The organism is Oribacterium sp. C9 (assembly GCF_002007235.1).
Lineage (GTDB): Bacteria > Bacillota > Clostridia > Lachnospirales > Lachnospiraceae > Oribacterium.
Genome location: NZ_MUHW01000028.1, coordinates 21,299 through 39,346, shown reverse-complemented (window position 1 = coordinate 39,346; position 18,048 = coordinate 21,299). Strand labels below are relative to the sequence as shown.

Annotated in this window: 14 protein-coding genes; 11 read left to right on the top strand and 3 right to left on the bottom strand. The window is 39.7% G+C overall.

Going from position 1 to position 18,048, the window contains the following annotated elements:
* The 3 genes from BXO88_RS14450 to BXO88_RS14440 all read right to left on the bottom strand — a co-directional run.
* Positions 1–856: tyrosine-type recombinase/integrase (locus BXO88_RS14450; RefSeq protein WP_078038433.1), on the bottom strand; the 856-nt coding region annotated here is incomplete at its 3' end.
* Positions 846–1,826 carry a tyrosine-type recombinase/integrase gene (locus BXO88_RS14445; RefSeq protein WP_078038432.1) on the bottom strand — a complete coding sequence of 327 codons (981 nt, stop codon included), beginning with the start codon at positions 1,824–1,826 and terminating at the stop codon, positions 846–848. The genes BXO88_RS14445 and BXO88_RS14450, both read right to left, overlap by 11 nt.
* Positions 1,819–3,696, bottom strand: coding sequence for a tyrosine-type recombinase/integrase (locus tag BXO88_RS14440; RefSeq protein WP_078038431.1), 1,878 nt, complete (start codon positions 3,694–3,696; stop codon positions 1,819–1,821). The genes BXO88_RS14445 and BXO88_RS14440 overlap by 8 nt, the downstream gene beginning before the upstream one ends.
* A gap of 263 nt (positions 3,697–3,959) precedes the next feature.
* Between BXO88_RS14440 and BXO88_RS14435 the strand changes: the two genes are divergently transcribed.
* The 11 genes from BXO88_RS14435 to yiaK all read left to right on the top strand — a co-directional run bounded on the left by BXO88_RS14435 (position 3,960) and on the right by yiaK (position 18,040).
* A complete protein-coding gene (locus tag BXO88_RS14435; RefSeq protein ID WP_078038430.1) occupies positions 3,960–4,154 on the top strand; it encodes a transposase domain-containing protein in 195 nt (64 codons plus the stop codon).
* A 721-nt stretch (positions 4,155–4,875) separates the two neighbouring features.
* The gene (locus BXO88_RS14430; protein ID WP_168171731.1) at positions 4,876–6,051 is read left to right on the top strand and encodes a Gfo/Idh/MocA family protein; all 1,176 of its coding nucleotides are present in this window, start codon (positions 4,876–4,878) and stop codon (positions 6,049–6,051) included.
* Between the two features lie 20 nt (positions 6,052–6,071).
* Positions 6,072–7,727, top strand: coding sequence for an extracellular solute-binding protein (locus tag BXO88_RS14425; RefSeq protein WP_078038428.1), 1,656 nt, complete (start codon positions 6,072–6,074; stop codon positions 7,725–7,727).
* A 56-nt stretch (positions 7,728–7,783) separates the two neighbouring features.
* Complete coding sequence (locus BXO88_RS14420; RefSeq protein ID WP_078038427.1) at positions 7,784–9,805, top strand: alginate lyase family protein; 2,022 nt, start codon at positions 7,784–7,786, stop codon at positions 9,803–9,805.
* A gap of 14 nt (positions 9,806–9,819) precedes the next feature.
* Positions 9,820–10,593 carry a sugar phosphate isomerase/epimerase family protein gene (locus BXO88_RS14415; RefSeq protein WP_078038426.1) on the top strand — a complete coding sequence of 258 codons (774 nt, stop codon included), beginning with the start codon at positions 9,820–9,822 and terminating at the stop codon, positions 10,591–10,593.
* Positions 10,593–11,714 carry a Gfo/Idh/MocA family protein gene (locus BXO88_RS14410; RefSeq protein WP_206100000.1) on the top strand — a complete coding sequence of 374 codons (1,122 nt, stop codon included), beginning with the start codon at positions 10,593–10,595 and terminating at the stop codon, positions 11,712–11,714. The genes BXO88_RS14415 and BXO88_RS14410 overlap by 1 nt, the downstream gene beginning before the upstream one ends.
* 17 nt (positions 11,715–11,731) lie before the next feature.
* Positions 11,732–14,080, top strand: a complete 2,349-nt coding sequence (locus BXO88_RS14405; RefSeq protein WP_078038425.1) for an AraC family transcriptional regulator — start codon at positions 11,732–11,734, stop codon at positions 14,078–14,080.
* Positions 14,067–15,092, top strand: a complete 1,026-nt coding sequence (locus BXO88_RS14400) for a Gfo/Idh/MocA family protein (RefSeq protein WP_078038424.1) — start codon at positions 14,067–14,069, stop codon at positions 15,090–15,092. Before BXO88_RS14405 ends, BXO88_RS14400 begins: the two co-directional genes overlap by 14 nt.
* A gap of 17 nt (positions 15,093–15,109) precedes the next feature.
* Positions 15,110–16,057 carry an ABC transporter permease gene (locus BXO88_RS14395; protein WP_078038423.1) on the top strand — a complete coding sequence of 316 codons (948 nt, stop codon included), beginning with the start codon at positions 15,110–15,112 and terminating at the stop codon, positions 16,055–16,057.
* Positions 16,058–16,065: 8 nt separating this feature from the next.
* Positions 16,066–17,025, top strand: coding sequence for a carbohydrate ABC transporter permease (locus BXO88_RS14390; RefSeq protein WP_242945237.1), 960 nt, complete (start codon positions 16,066–16,068; stop codon positions 17,023–17,025).
* A 16-nt stretch (positions 17,026–17,041) separates the two neighbouring features.
* A complete protein-coding gene (gene yiaK, locus BXO88_RS14385) occupies positions 17,042–18,040 on the top strand; it encodes a 3-dehydro-L-gulonate 2-dehydrogenase (protein ID WP_078038435.1) in 999 nt (332 codons plus the stop codon).
* Positions 18,041–18,048 lie beyond the last annotated feature (8 nt).

Genomic DNA, 18,048 nt, shown 5'->3' with positions numbered 1-18,048 from the left:
GATATAATCGCATTTGTTGGCGGAAAGTTTGGATTTTATTTAAGTTTGGATTTCGGAACATATGCGGGTGGACTTTTTCCGGAAGATTCGGATGAGAAGGCCTTATAATCCGTACATATTTATCAATGATCCTTGCAACGTTACCCGGCGACATAGGATGAGTACTGCCGTGAATGACTGTATAAAATAAGCTGTCTGTTACCGGTGAATCTGGCCCATGGTAAAGAGCCAGATAATTACGAAGATGGTTTGCGGCATTATCGGAGATAGAAACGATTCGTTCTCTGTCTCCCTTGCCTTTTATCCTGAGATAAGGAATGCTCTTCTGGAGATTTACATCGGATGATTTCAGTCCGATCAGCTCACTGAGACGTATCGCCGAATCGTATAGGATGATCATTATGGTTGTATCACGGAGCCCGCGTTTGTCTTTTGCCGGTGCAGTAAAAAGCGCTTTTAAGCATTCTTCACTCAGGGTATCTCTTTCTTTATCGGAAGTCCTGATGAAGGGAACTCTTGATACCATAAGGGCATCTTGTTGCAGGGTGATATCCCCGTCTGCGACATACCACATATAGGATTTGATCGCTGCAAGTCGCTGATTACAGGAGGACTTTTCGTATCCGGAATTTTGCAGGTATTCCATAAAACCCAAAAGGAAATCACGGTTACAATCCTCGAAACCAAACTTTTTCAGGGAAATTCCCTGAGAGGTAACATACCGACGAAACACCGTCAGTGAATCTCGGTAAGCTTTTACTGTATGTGGGCTTCTGGAGCATTGTGATGTTAGGTATCCGTCAAGGAATTCGCGTGTCTTGGAAAAGAACAGTTCATTTAAACTTTTAGCTTTCATACTGCACCTCCGGGATCACGCGTGCTGAAACACCATCTTTTCGACGTACGGTACGAAAAGCATCCTCGACCTGATGAAAGTAATAATACGTTTCCATCGGTCCTTTGTGGCCAAGATAACTGCTTAGATAGGGCATCATTACATTAAGTGGGATATCAGCCTCCATCCAGGAGTTGATCCTTTTGATTACGAATGCATGCCTTAAGCAATGTACTGCAGGCTTTTTGTCACAGGTTTTTGATAACCGGGTACGGTTCCATAACTCATTGAATTTTCGATCCAGAGAGGTTTTCTGGATGTGTTGTTCCGGATTCTTTCCGGGAAAGAGCCATTCCGATGGTGCATCAAGCCGTACATTCAGCCATTGAAGGTAGCTAAGGCAGAGCCTACGAAGGTCTTCAGACAGGTATACAATCCTATCCTTTCTGCCTTTTGACTGATAAAGAGTGAGGATGCCGTTGACCGTATCAATGTTTTCGATTTTCAATGAGCATGCTTCGTTATTGCGAAGTCCGCAGCAATAAATCAGACGGAAAAGCACCTTGTATTCATGGGCCATCCTCTGAAATGCCGGCACATGATCAGTAGTCGTGTAAAGGTCCACCTGCTCGAAGAATTCCTGAATGTCCTCGTCCTTCATCAGGTATGGAACTACTTTTTCTGGTCTAGGCAGTATCAAAGGAATGTAGGCAGGAATACCCATTATGTTAAGGTAAACGCAGAATCCTTTTAACGCCTGAAGCCTATTGTTTTGTGTTGTTTTTGTTTCCGTATCAGATTTTGCGGCCCACGCCTCGAATAACTGTTTTGATATCGCAACTTCCTTTACTTCATTGTCACAACAGTATCGGTCAAAACGGAACAACCAGTAAGCTTGGTTATCATACATGAAACCGACTTCTCGATGAGAAGCTATGTAATCCTTTATCATGCTGGCAAAAACACTTGCGTACGGATAATCCTTATGCATGGAAAACACCCCCTTTGTAAGAGATGCCTGCCTCTTCAAGGGTTAAAGGGCACATCCGCATCCGCTTTTCATCCAGGGACAGATACTTGTGGACGGTGCCGTCGGTTGAATGTCCAAGAGAATCGGAGATCAGTTCGATTTTGGTGCTGCCGTCAAGAAGATTTGTGGCAAACGTCTTCCTTACTGCATGAAAACCACGGACAGACTCAGCAGAAGGACCAATAAACCTTTTCAGAGCTCTAGCGCATACTCCTCTGTGCAACCGGCTATAAGGAGTCTCGTGACAGATAAACACATAAGGTTCCTCACTTTTGGGCCTCCCGTCACGCAGGTAACGGAACAGGATGTTCCCTGTCCTTACAGGCATAGGCATAACTAGGCACCTGCCGGTCTTCTGCTGAATAATTCGGATGCTCTGCTGTTTCCAGTCAATGTTCTCAAAACGCAAGCCGGCTATGTCGGATGCACGAAAACCCATTGTGAGCCCGATACATACCATCGCATAATCCCTAAGGGCTTTCGGGGAAAGTGTTTTGGGATCGACTGCCCAGATTGCTGCGACATCTTGTCCCGATAGTGTCCGGATAACAGATGCACTTGGCGCTACAATCGTTGGGAGTGCCTTATAAAGATAAGGATCTTTCACTAGACCCTGTTCATAAAGGTAGATGATGAAACTACGTATACGACAGTTATATGCCGATTTTCCCTCCGGTGTGCCGTGTTTGTCCTGCAGATTGAAATCTTTTAATACTGTTGGCGTAAGCTTCGCAAAGCTATCGACTCCGATACTTTGAAGGTACCTGCAGAACCGCAGATTACTCGAACGCTGCATGTCAATGGTAGACGGTTGCCATCCTTCGCGTTCCAACAAATACAGATAATCCGTAAGAGGGACCTTCTGCCATAAAGGAAGCAGTTCCTCTGAACGGATGTATTCTGGATCTCCTATATAACCTGTCATGATGCAACCAGTATCCAGGAAATGCAGGAACTGACATAGAGTCCGACGGTGTTGTTTCCAACAGGAACCCAGTAACGGCTTGATCAGACTGAACCAATGCCACAGAAGTTCATCATTCAAAACAGCTTTATGCATATCTAGAAAGATATACAACAATGTCAGGATATGTCTTGAACTTTTCAGCACGGTTTTGCTATAACGGGCCTTTGCCATTCCTGCGAGAAATTCATCAATCACATTTGCGGTGACAAGAGGATATGATCTGCCGGAGCATTTGCTTAGGTCTTCATCTGTCAGTTTTATGATTTGATGAATCAATAGTTTATTGAGAGCAAACGCCAGGCCGATTGTGCACAGACCTTTTGAAGCCAGATACCTCAAGAACTTTCGGATAAGGTCTTCATAAACATCTTTTGATTTTGATGATGAGTGATAGTCCTCTTCGTGAAACTGCAACACTATTTCATAACTAAATTCAGAAACACTGACAAGCCCTTTGCTTTGAAGGAACATAAGGAATCTTGCACAGGCAATCCGGTACCGGTCATCATTTTCAGGATGATCACTGTTAAAGGCATCTAGTATAGCCCGGAAGGTAGGATTCAGGAGAGTATAAGCAGGTTTTCTCGATGACAGATGATCTAAAGATATGGAACCTGTCTTTCTGACATCCTCCAACTGATCAATACAGTGCCGCCATCCTGTATACCTCCAATGGACCCAAGATGATTTATGATCTTCAATCCATTGATAAACGACTTCCGGCGAATAGTTTTTGCCTGATGTGGTTAAAAAGGTGTATAGTTCCTGATAACATAGCCTGTGTTCACTGATTACAGAACTACTGAAGCCTTCTTCTGACAGATATTTCATGACAACAGCTACATTTGCTTCGAATTGTTTCATTAAAAATCACCTCCTTTATTATGATTTGGTGATTTAATTATCGGAAACAAAAGAACTGTTATCCACATTTTTTTAGTAAAAATCAGCTATTCATGCGTACTTTGATAAAAGATGAGGATAAAAATATCCTGAACATAACGAGGCTTATTCTTATATTTGGATAAGCTTCTGAAAGAAGTATCAGGAGCTTCTGTGTTAATAGAGCCAACTGGCACATCATTAATAGCAAGGGTGGTGCAAGAGCAAGTGGAATACTTCTCAGCATGACAGAAACAGCAAAAGCTAACGGGCTTAAGGTATTCGATTATCTTACTTATGTTTTAGATCAGATGAAGGATTATGCATACGAACATAAGCAGAAACCAACTCAAATGAACTTTGATAAGAAATTTCTTGAAGGACTGTTTCCATGGTCTGAGAAAATACCTGATGATTGCAAACTGAAAATAAAACGATAAAAAATACCCTCATCGGTGAAAAAACGATGAGGGTATTTTTTGTCAAGAGTACGTAAGTTTTACTACTTACCCTTTTTCAAATGTGTAACCAAGTGTAACTGAGTGTAATAAAATTACAAATGTGTAACTAAGTGTAAAATTACGGTTTAATGAGTCTGCAATTAATATCTATATGATGTCACGAGAATGCTATCCCTTAACTATTCGAAGCATGAGCTTCAATACCAGTAAAGGATACTTCACAATGGCGCGAAGTCTTCGGTGAAGCTGAGCGAAGCAAAGAACGAAGTTGAGTGAAGTTTATAGTGAAGTTGAGTGAAGTATTTGTTTATAACTTCACTCTTTTTTTTATAATCATATTGATTTGTAGATTGGTAGTGGTATAGGCGTGCCTGTGGTTAACTGCGAGAGCAGATAGCCACAGGCTTTTTCTGTTCGAGAAGAAAATATGCAGCTAAAAGAACTAATTCCAGATGTGAAATGATGGGATATTTAACAGTCTGATCGATGCTGCCATGAATCACCTGCGGATGACATTTTATGATAGAAGCCGAGATATCGGCCTGAATTCGATGAAAAAAATTGACATTAGGTGTCATATTTTGTCAATTGATAGAAAAAAATAACAGTGATATCATAAAAACCACAAACAACAGCTTAATTATAAATGTTTTATTGTAAGTTTTCACTAAACATCAATGATTGTTTCAGGAGACGAAATATGAAAAGGGTCAGGATCTTGTTGGTAGGTGTTTGTGGATATGGCGGTAATTATGTAAAGGAAATTGAAGAAAATGATATTCCTGATACAGAAGTTACCGGCGTGGTGGAAGTTCGGGATGATGTATACGAGCTTTTCCCAGTATTGAAAGAAAAGAATATTCCTGTATACAAAAATCTCGAAACCTTTTTTGAGGCAAACCCGGATGGTGTGGATTTAACGATACTATCCACTCCGATACATCTTCATTATGAACAGATCAGATTTTGTCTTTTAAAAAACTCCAATGTACTAACAGAAAAACCTGTATGCACCTCAGTAAAAGGAGCAGAACAACTTCTGGAATTTGAGGAAAAATGTGGAAGATTTATTTCTGTAGGATATCAGTTGAATTATAGCCGAGATATTCTTGCCTTAAAAAAAGACATCGTGTCAGGAAGATTTGGTGAGCCACTATCTTTTAAAGCATTACATGCTATGAGACGTGGCAGGAATTACTACATGAGAAACAGTTGGGCAGGAAGAATAGAGATAAACGGATGCAAAGTCAATGACAGCCCTTTTAATAATGCCTGTGCACATCAGTTTCAAGTTATGACTTTTCTGCTTGGAAATAAAATGAACGAAGCAGCGGAACTTAAATCTGTAGAGGGTGAGGTTTATAGAGGCAATGCTGAAATAGAGAATTATGACATTGCAGCGATAAAGGCTCATACGCTTAGTGGCGTACCAATACTGTACTATACGGCTCATGCGCTGAAAGAGAAAAAACTCGGACCCTATGCTGAATATAAGTTTTCGAAAGGAACTGTTTATTTTGGCAGAAAACAGGATGGTCAAGATATTCTTGAATATATATACGTCGGGAATGACGGTGAAGTTATCAATTATGGAAATATAGATAAAGGGCTTAGACTTCAGAAGTTATATGATTCTATCGAAGCTGTAAGATACGGTGTACATCCGGTATGTACAGTTCAATGTGCTATTCCACATCTTTACGCTGTTGAGGAACTTGCAAGAGAAAAGATTCACGAGATTTCAAAAGAATATGTGAATATTCATTATGAAAATGATGACACGTTTTATGAGGTTAAGGATCTTAAGAATATATTGACAACATGTTATGTACAGGAATGTCTGGTGTCGAAAATTGAGGCATTCCATGTTTTATAAAGTAAACGGAGGAAGTAAACATGTCAAAAAAGCAAATGATGAAACGTGGTTCAACGGCAGCTATGGCAGTTATTCTTGCAGGAATAAGTCTGGCAGGATGTGGAGCCGGCAGTTCTGAAAATGCGCCTGCAGCTACTACAACTGCGGGGGGGAGTGAAAGTTCAGAAACTGTCGCAAAAAATAGTGACAAGCCATTTGAGGGAGTAAAACTTACCTGGTGGACAACTCTTAATGCAAATGTCTCATCAAATTATCAGAATCTGGGTGATACACCATGGGCCAAATATGTGCAGGAACAAACTGGTATTGAAATAGAATTTCAGCACCCGACACAGGGATCTGAAAGTGAAGATTTTGCCGTAATGACAGCGAGTGGAGAATATCCGGATATCATCGAGTATACATGGACGAAGTATCCAAGTGGAGCGGGAGCGGCAATCAATGATGGTGTAATTATTTCAATTGATGACATGATGGAAAAGAATTGCCCAAATCTTTCTAAACTTCTTGCAGAGCATCCTGATATTGACAAAATGGTCAAAGATTCCTCCGGAAGACATTACTGCTTCCCATTCCTTAGAGGAACAGAATCACCTAATGAAACAGAATTCAGCTCCGGATTTATTTACAGGGCGGATATTCTTAAAGATGCGGGGCTTGATGTTCCGGAGACACCCGATGATTGGGAAAAGGTCCTGAGAGCATATAAGGATGCGGGCTTTGAGGTTCCATTTGTCACAAGAAATGAATGGATGAAAGATATATGGTCACCGGGATTTGATAACTGGGGAGACTTCTATGTTGATGATGACGGTAAGGTGAAAAATGGTCTTGTTGAGGATAGTCGTAAAGAGTTCATCACATGGATGAATAAGATGTATACAGAAGGGCTGATTGACAATGACTGGCTTGTTGCCGATAAGAAATCGAACCAGACATATTTTACAACAGGTAAATCCGCTGCTGTATATGCCCCGTTTGGGCAAGGGCTTGGAAGCTATGGAAAAGTCATGAAAGAACAGGATCCTGATTTTGATATCAATAACCTTCAGTGTGCGCCGCCGGTTACATCACAAAAGGGAAAGAATGCAAAATTCTCAAAGATGAATAATATCTTCGATAAGTCAGGTACATCTGCAGCAATTTCAACAGAGTGTAAGAATACAGATGCAGCCGCATGGCTTCTGGATTGGATGTACAGTGAAGAAGGCAATCTTGTAAATAATTTTGGAATTGAAGGTCAGACTTATGAAATGAAGGATGGAAAGCCTGTTTATACAGATTTTGTTCTTGATAATCCTGAAGGAAAAAGTGCCGCAGAGATTCTGGCGGGCTATACAAGAGCATCTACTTCAGGAACATGTGTGCAGGATCCTCAGTACATTCTTCAGTATTATTCACAGGATAATCAGAAAGCTGCACTTGCTGCAAGTATGAAGACAGATATGGGAAAACATTTCTTCCCACCTGCATCCGTCAGTGAAGAGGAACAGGATGAATATGCTGACATCATCACAAACGTTAAGACTCTCTCTGATGAAATGGAAGCGCAGTTCATAAACGGAACTACTCCGCTAACAGAATGGGATAACTATCAGAAGCAATTAAAGGACTTCGGCATCGAGAAAGCGATAGGGATGATGCAGAAAACATACGATACCTATATCGCTAACTAAGCAAGTAAATAACTATGGCCGGAAACATGTTAAAAAATAAATGAGGACAGACGGATATGGATCGTAGAGCGGAACTTCTTGGACGAATAGATTTTTCACATAGAGGGCTTGAGACAGCCGGAAGATTATACAACGAAAAAGATGAAGCCGGTGCTATGCATGAGATAGCAAAGCATTTTGCCGAAAGAACAGATCCTGTATATCTTTTTAAAGCAGAAGATGCGGAAAAAATCAATGATCCGGAACTTTTAAAGGATGCAGAAGAAGTGTTGAATCATGATATTTACGGATATCATTTTGACGGCCCTATCGACTGGTATTTTAATCCTACCACTGAAACGTCAAGGGATAATGAGTGGTCGTGGTCTCTATACCGCCATATTTTCATGCAGCCTCTTGCAAGAGCCTATGCAAAGACGAAGGATGAGAAATACACAAAAGAATTTCTCTCTATACTTCATTCATGGGTAGAAGCATGGCCTGTTAAGCCTTTTATGGATGATTTTGAAGGAACTGAGGCAAAATATAAATTCCCAAGTCATTCATGGAGGACTTTAGAAACAGGAATGAGGATGTATACCTCCTGGTTTCCGGCCATGGAAATTTTTCGACATTCAGAAGTTCTCACTGATGAGGACTGGGTGATCTTTTTGACCTCAGTGTGTGATCATGCAGATTTTTTGATGACACATTACACAAATCACAAAAAATCGAGCAACTGGTTGACTCAGGAAACAGCAGCTCTTCTTGAATGCGGCATTTTGTTCCCTGAAATTAAATCAGACTGGTTTTCGACAGGATACAAGCGTGTCACACAGGAGGTCAAATATTCTTTCGATAATGACGGAATCCACATGGAGAGGACTCCTATTTATCATATGGTAGCTGCAGGTGCATATTTTCAATGCTACAGATTGCTCAAATATAATGGCTATCCGGTGCCTCAGTATATGCTTCCAACTCTGGAACGTGCAGCCAAGTTTTTGGTAAGTCTTGTAAAACCGGATCTAAGTACACCGATGATAGGTGATGCAGACAGAGACGATCTGACGGGAAGAAGATGTGATACATCGCTTTACGAGGGTATGAATCTTACATTTGATCCCTACGACCTTAACGAACTCCGTGCCTTCTTTCGATGTATGTATGAAGAAACAGGAAATCCTGAATTTCAATATATGGAAACGCTTCGAAGAGAAGGGACTCCGCCAAGAGACAGGAATTATTCATATACCAATGCAGGAATCTTTGTAATGAGAACCGGGTGGGGACCAAATGATACTTATTTCCATGTTCAGGGGGTAAACCTTGAACGAGGAGAAGTAAGTTCTCATTCCCATATAGATACCGGCCATGTAGAAATCCAGATTAAGGGCGAAGATGTACTGACTGATAGCGGAAGGTATATTTACAATTCATCTTGTTGGAAAGAATGGAGGCATTATTTTCTTTCTGCAAAAGCTCATAACACTCTGTATATTGATGATCATGAGATGGGAAAAGAACCGGAACTCACATTCAGAACCAGAGGAGTCAGAACATTTCTTCATGAGATGATGGAAACTGAGCAGTATCAGCTGATAGATATTTCGCATAATGGATATGCCTATAGGAAAGATCCGATTTTTCACAGAAGAAGAGTATTTAGATTCCCAGGCGATATTTTCATTATAGAAGATTTGATTGATGGTATTTGCCAGGAAGATCATGATATAAGACTTTACTTTAATTTTGGATTTGGTGATCTCCAAGAAAATGCTCCTGAAGAATTTCTATATACCACAGCTAATCAAAGACAATACCGGGTTGTTTCAGTTTCTGATAAGCAAGTAGAACATGAGATTTTAAAAGGTTCGGAGAATCCTATCGGAGGATGGGTATCATGGGGTTATGGCTATAGAAAACCTATCCCTCAGTTGATTGTAAAACATAAGGGAAAAGCTCCGATTCATTTTCTGAATGTGATAGCGCCGGAGAATGTCACACTTAAAGCATATGTTGAAGAAGAAAAGGGGTATGTTGTGTTTAAGGATGATAGTAAGCTGATTCTCTCAGAGAAATCGTATGCATTACTATAAGGAAAGGGTGATAAATGCGTTACGGAATATGTACGGATATAAATAATGCAGAGATCCTTAAGCGGTCAGGTTTTGATTATATTGAAATCAATGTTACAAAAATCGTTAAACTTACGGAACAGGAAAGACGGGAAGAAAAAAGGAAACTTGATGAACTGGGAATTCGTGCAGAAGCAGCCAGTGTGCTCTTTCCTAAAACTGTGAATATAGTGGATGGTACATGGAAAGATGAAGATTTCCGGGGATACCTTGAGGAAGCTTTTGATTGTCTACAGTTTTTTGAAACTGAAGTTGTAGTTTTTGGAAGTGGAAAAGCAAGAATGTGTCATGAAGGACTTTCGTTTAAAAAGGCATATAAGAGGCTTGTTGATGCACTAAGGATCACCGGAGAAATAGCAGGAAAACATGGAATGAAAATTGCCATTGAAGCGCTGTCTCATGCTGAAACTAATATGATCAATACATTGGAAGAAGGAGCAATTCTGAAAACAGATGCAGATGACCCTCATGTAGGGCAGCTTGTAGATTATTTCCATGTCATGAGAAATAACGATTTACTCACAAATATTTCTATCATTCGTGACTTCAATCATATGCATATAGCAGCAAATGATGGGAGAAAATATCCTCTCTCTAATGAAGGAGAACAGTATAGGGGATTTTTCAATGAACTTAAAAAAATCGGATATGACGGTCGAATGAGTATTGAAGGTAAAACAGAAAACATGGAAAAAGATGCAAAAACGGCTCTGGAATTTATGAAATCTTTGGAGAGAGGTACGCTATAATGGATAAAGTACGGATTGGAATCATCGGATTCGGACATATCGGGTCTCAGCATGCACGTGACATACTTCAGGGGAAAACACCTTTGCTGGAACTTTGTGCTGTAGCAGATACAGATTCAGAAAGACTGGAACTTGCAAAGTCAATGTTCGGAGACAAGCTAAAAACGTTTCATACGGCCTCAGAGCTTATAGAAAGCGGATCCGTGGATGGCGTTATCGTTTCGGTGCCACATTATTTCCACCCATCTATTGCAATTGATGCCATGGAGCATGGGATACATGTTTTGGTCGAAAAACCTGCAGGAGTTTACACAAAACAGGTGAGAAAAATGGATGCATGTGCCAAAGTCCATCCCGAGCTTGTATATGCAATAGATTTCAATCAAAGAACGAATCCGATTTATAAAAAAGTCAGAGAATTAATTCAGAGTGGTGAACTTGGTGAAATGAGACGGGTAATCTGGATCATAACAAACTGGTATCGTTCGCAAAGTTATTATGATCAGGGCGGATGGAGAGCTACCTGGGATGGAGAGGGAGGAGGAGTTCTTCTTAATCAGAATCCTCATAATCTTGATCTCTGGCAGTGGATGTGTGGTATGCCCATGCGCATAAAGTCAACAGTGTATTATGGGAAACATAGAAACATCGATGTAGAAGATGACCTTTATGCGGTTGCGGAATACCCTAATGGAGCAACAGGTGCTTATATCACAACTGTTGCCGATGCTCCCGGAACGAATAGACTTGAAATTGACGGTGATCGTGGACAGATTGTAGTCGAAAATGATGAAATACTATTTCGTCGTTTGCGTCAGTCTGAGTCGGAATTTAATAAGACTTATAAAAAAGGTCTGGGAAAGCCGGAGGTTTGGGATTGCAGGATTCCTGTGAATGGAAAATACGAATCACATCCCGGTATAATGAACAATTTTGCGGATTGTATATTAAAAGGAGCGGTTCCAATCGCACCGGGATATGAAGGAATGAAGGGACTTCAGATTTCAAACGCTATTCATCTTTCGTCCTGGACCAATGGGGATTGGGTAGACATTCCCGTGGATGAGGATAGGTTTCTCGAAGAATTGCAGGGGCATTGCAAAAATAAAGTACAGGAATAACGACAGGAAAAAAGATAATGAAGCTTAACAAAGAATGGAAATGGAAAACGATAAACAAAAGGTTTTTACTACAGTGGAGTATGGCCTATATCATTTCTGCGCTTTGTGCACTCATTATTCTAGTTGCAAATTCATATCATGCGGTAAAAATACTGCATGAACAGCAGGAATACACTAACAATATCCAACTTGAGATCACCAGAATCCGGATGGACAGAAACATAAAAAATCTGAGAGAGATAGCTTTAAAAGAAGGCAGAAGTTCACTGGTTAAAGACATTGCAGAAACAGATATAGTTGATGCAAAATCCAGGTGGAATGCATATCTTTTGACAAATGAGCTTTCAACAGAATTCAGAACACTGGAACAGGGTGAGAATTATTATCTTTACTTTCCTCAGTCAGACCTTATGGTTTCGGAGACATACTATAGTGATAGTAAAACATACTATACGATGGATATGTCAGAATATGGCTATTCATACGAAGAATTCAGGGAGATTATAGGAGGAAAATATAATTCAACTCAGGTTTTTCAGCCTGTAAACAGTATGACCGGAAGCACACGATATCTGATTTTTGTACGTCCTGTCAGCGGGATCAAAAAGAATGCGGGTTCTGCGAACGCAGTACTGATTTTTGATCTGAAAGAGCTTATGCAAGTCTCTGACTGGCTTCTGGACAGTAAACTTTTGATATTTAACAGGAATACAAAGGAAATAATTTCAAGTGATGTTCTTACAGATGACTTTACAGAAAAACTACCGGTGCTGCTCATTAAGCAGGATGGAAATAATGATACAAGCTTTCAATTGAATGATCAGATGGTATCCTATATTCCTTCAGAGAATGAAAACTGGGATTTTCTTGTTGTATCAAAATCCACGAATATGTCATCGCAGATATCTACGATCAAGCGGACACTGTTGCTGCTTATGGTGTTGTATGCGGTCATCACAGTATTTATCATCGCGTTGGATTATCGTAAGAACTATTCCAAAATTCAAAATATAATGCAGGCTCTGGAAACCAACGCGGGAGACATGGGTGATGAAGCAAAATCGAAAGATGCATATGCATATATAGATTCCGGCATAAGAAAACTGGTAAAGAATAATCAGCAGAATTTCAATATGCTGGAGCTTCAGAGAAGTGCTATACAAAGGGAAATGTTTCGTCAGTTAATTTCTTCGAGGGATGCTTCAAGGATGTTTGACAGAGAATTATTTACTAAATCAGGCATCACTATTGAAGAAAGCATGAAAGGATGTCTTCTTTCATACAGCATTGAGACAGATGGCACATTGATAAAGAACCTTGATCTTATGAAATTTATTCTTCGTAATGTGACAGAAGAAATGCTGCATAAGGAGGACCTGGAATATGTTTTGTTCCCTTCAGAGGAAGCAGAGGTTATGTTCCTGATATGGGAAAAAACCGAAATCTCAAAGAATGAACTTATAGAAACGGTCTCTCTGATTCAGAAGAATGTAAGAGAATTCATGGAAGCAAATTCGGATTTCCAATATAAAAGTGCTCTTAGTGGCTCACACCATGGAATATCCGGAATCTATAGGGAAAATGCAGAAATTCAGGTTATCAGAGAGTTACAGAAATATGAGAATATAAAAGATTGTGATTACAAGAACATCAATATGCTGCCTAAGGATACTCTTCTTGAATATCCTGCGGATAAGGAAAACCAGCTTTTATACAGTATAAGGCATGGAGATATAGGAGCTTCCGAAAATGTGATTGAAGAAATATTAAATCTTAACAAATCTAACTATCTTAGTTCTGAGGCAAAGCAGTTTTTGATTTCTAAAATCATGACTACAATTCTTCGAGAAGCAAGAGTATTTTCCGCTGACTCTGTTGTTGTAATGAAACAGAAGAAGGTAATTGAAGCAACAAAATCTGATGACATAGATGCGATGCTGGATGCAATACTTGATTTTTCAAAAACAATATGTGAAAAGATTACGAATGCTTCTAAAGAAAAGATCAAATCCGAAAAAAGCGTTCAGTATCAGAAAATTAAAGATTATATTGATGCCAATTATCAGGACCCTGAGCTTAATGTTAATGCAATTGCGGAAGCGTTTAGAACATCAGCTTCTTCATTGTCTAAATATTTCAAAAGCATGAATGGTGACACTCTGAACCGATATATTACCAATATAAGGCTTTGTAAGGCCAGAGAAATGATATTTACAGATGCATCATTAGAAGAAATAAGCATGGAATGTGGTTTTGGAAGTCAAAGAACTTTCCTCAGAGTATTCAAGGCATATGAAGGCGTAACGCCAAGTCAGTATAAGGAATTAAATAAGAGAGAAGGTTACAGATTATATGAAAACATTTAAAGCCGGAATAATCGGATGTGGGATGATTTCAAACAATCATCTCAAAGCACTAAAAAATGTTGAAAATGCAGAGTGTATTGCAGTATGTGATTGTGTGACTGAAAAAGCGGCTGAAGCAAAGAAACTGTACGCTGTAGAGAAAATGTATGAAGATTATCATGATCTTTTAAATGATTCGGATATAGATACGGTACATATATGTCTTCCTCACTATCTGCATGCCAAAGTTGCAATAGAAGCTATGAAATGCGGTAAGGATGTTTTATGTGAAAAACCTATGGCACTAAAAACCGAAGATGCCGAAGAAATGATTCGTGTAAGGAATGACACAGGACGTCAGCTGGGAATATGCTTTCAGAATCGATATAACGAGGCCGTAATGTACATGAAAGGACTCGTCGACTCTGGAGAACTCTTCGGTATTTTAGGCGGACGCGGTTATGTTACTTGGGATAGAAAAGAAAATTACTATAGTGAATCACTCTGGAGAGGGACGCTGGAAAAAGAAGGAGGAAGTGCTCTGGAAAATCAGGCAATTCATACATTTGATCTTCTTCAGTGGCTCTCAGGAGATCAGATAAAAACTATAGAAGCTACCACAGCAACCCATAGACTTAAGGATCAGATTGAAACAGAGGATACTGCAGAAATTTTTATGACAGGAAAATCAGGAGGAAGGTATGTTTTTTTCTGCTCAAACTGCTATGTGAGGAACGCACCGGTTCAGATAGAACTTGTATTTGAGAATGGATTCATTTCCATGATTGGAAATAAGGTGACAATTGAAACCGGAGAAAAACATATTGAAAAAGATTTCTCTTCAGGCATCGTGCTTGGTAAAGATTATTGGGGCTCCGGACATGGATTTCTGATAGAGGATTTTTATAAGAAACTTGCAGCTGGTGATAATGTACCGGTTGAACCCGAAAAAGCAATTGTAAGTGTAAAGCTTCTTAATTCTGTTTATCTTTCAGCAAAAGAAAAGCGGATGATAACCTTGGATGAGAACTGATATCAGAGGTGATGAATATGAATAAAGTGGTAAAAGCAGTAACGGATGGAAGAGGGACGATAACATATCGAATCAAGCTTGATTTAAAGCGAAACTGGCAGCTGTATCTCATGATTCTGCCGATAATCATGTATTACCTGATATTTAAATATGGTCCGATGTTTGGTTTATCTATAGCATTTATGGATTATAAACCGGCGAGAGGCATCTTGGGAAGCCATTTTGTTGGATTTAAACATTTCGAGAATTTCTTTACTAACTATTATTTCTTCAGACTCCTGAAAAATACACTTAAAATCAGTTTTTGTCTTCTTATTACTTTCCCTTGTCCTATTATTCTCGCATTACTTCTTAATGAACTTAAAAGTGCAGCCTTTTCAAAAGTGGCTCAGACTATCACCTATATTCCACATTTCATTTCTACCGTCGTTGTTTGCGGACTAGTCATAACACTTACCAGTTCTTCAGGCGGAATCACGAGCATACTCCATATTTTATTTGGCATTGAAAAGAAATCCTTGTTAAACACTGCCGGGAATTTTCTGCCTGTTTATGTATTCACCGAACTTTGGCAGACATTGGGCTGGAATTCGATCATATATCTGTCTGCACTTACTGGGATAGATCAGCAATTATATGATGCAGCAAAGGTGGACGGAGCAGGAAGGTTTCAAAGAATGCTCCATGTCACACTTCCGGGACTGACACCTACTATTGTCATAATGTTTATCTTGAAAATCGGTAAAATATTCAACGTTGGGTATGAAAGAGTGATGCTTCTGTATAATCCTGCAATTTATGAAACTTCCGATGTCATCAATACTTATGTATATCGTATGGGATTGATAAGCGGAAAATACAGTTACAGTGCGGCAGTTGGTCTTTTTAACTGTGTTGTGAGTTTCGCCCTTGTAATGCTTACAAATAAAATTTCGAACAAGGTCAACGGATCAGGACTATGGTGAGGTGAATAATGATGAAAGCACATACTACTGATACTTCAAATATAGAATTTTCGATGCTTGAAAGAAGTAAAACAAAGAAAACAGCAACTAAGAAGCTAAAATGCAGTGTCGGAAGCAGAATTTTTGATGTGTTTAATGTCATATTAATTAGTTTTATGATGCTCTGCGTTTTGCTGCCACTGATTCATGTAGTAGCTGCTTCGTTCAGTGATCCTGTAAAGTATGCGGCACATGAAGGCCTTCTTATTTTCCCGGAAGGCTTTTCTACAAAAGCTTATGAGGCAGTAGCCAGAAATAAAAATATAATCACAGGTTACATGAACACTATTTTTATAGTTGTATTTGGCACAACGCTAAGTATGATACTCACAATTATTGCGGGCTATGTTCTGTCAAGAAGGAATGTAGGTTTAAACCGGTTTTTTACAATACTGTTAGTGTTCAGCATGTATTTTGATGGCGGCATGATCCCTTTTTATCTGGTTGTTAAAGGAGTAGGACTCAACAACTCTATTTGGTCTCTGATCATTCCTACAGCTGTAAATACATATAATCTTGTAATTATGCGAACCGCCATGTCTTCGGTCCCGGAAAGTCTCATAGAGTCGGCGCAAATGGATGGCGCTAAGCATTGGACTATTCTTTGGAAGATAATGGTTCCACTTGTTAAACCTACAATCGCAGTCCTTGTGTTATTCTATGCAGTTTCAAATTGGAATTCGTGGTTCAATGCAATGTTGTTTATCAGAGATCGCGCAGGTTATCCGCTACAGCTTGTTTTGAGGGAGATCCTGATTCAGAATGATATGTCAATGATGACCGCCGGAGCCGGTGGTGATGAATTCATGCTAAGTGAAACAATTCAATATGCGACTATAGTAGTGGCGACTCTTCCGATCCTAGCTATTTATCCTTTTATTCAGAGATATTTTGTAAAAGGTGTAATGATAGGTGCTGTAAAAGGATGATATGGAGGTAAAAGACATGAGAGTACCTTACGATACAATGAAGGGGGAATTCTGCAGAGTTCTCACAAAAAAAGGTCTTCGCAAAGAAAAAGCTGAACTTTCTGCAAGACTGTTTGCGGATGCAAGCAGGGATGGAGTGTATACACATGGCTTGAATCGGTTTGTTAAATTTATGAAAAGCGTAGATAACGGTACAGTAGATCTTCAGGCAGAAGCATCTTGTGCTGAATACTATGGGTTTTTTGAACGCTGGGATGGTCATCGGGGACCGGGAAACCTTAATGCTTATCGGTGTACAGAAAGGGCGATTGAGCTTGCTAAGCAATATAAGATCGGCGTTATAGGGTTACGAAACACTAATCATTGGATGCGTCCTGGTAATTATGGACTTATGGCTGTAGACAATGACTGTATAGGCATTTTCTTCACTAATACGGTCCCCAATATGCCTCCATGGGGAGGAAAAGATGCAAAACTTGGAAACAATCCGGTTGTGTTTGCAGCCCCAAATGGCGATACACCGATGCTTGTTGATGTAGCTATGTCTATGTTTTCCTATGGAAAGCTGGAAGCGTATAAGCGAGAGGGAAAACTGCTTCCTGTAGAAGGCGGTTTTAACAGTAAACAGGAACTCACAAAAGATCCTTCGGAGATATTGGAGACTCATGAATCTTTACCAATAGGTTACTGGAAGGGATCCGGAATCTCTCTGGCACTTGATCTTATTGCATCAACGCTTTCAGGAGGACGTACATCAAAAATGGTAGGTGAACTTCCTGCTGAGACAGAGCTTTCCCAGACATTCATCGTTATAGATATAAATCAATTTCCTGACAGGGATGAAATTCTTCGGAAAATTTCGGATACATTAGAAGATCTGAAATTGGCTGAGCCGGTAAAAGAAGGTGTTCCAGTACATTTTCCGGGGGAACATATGAAGCAGATACGTGAAGAAAATATGAAACTAGGCGTTCCGGTTGATGAACACTACTGGCAGAACGTCCTTGATATGTGAAAGGGGCA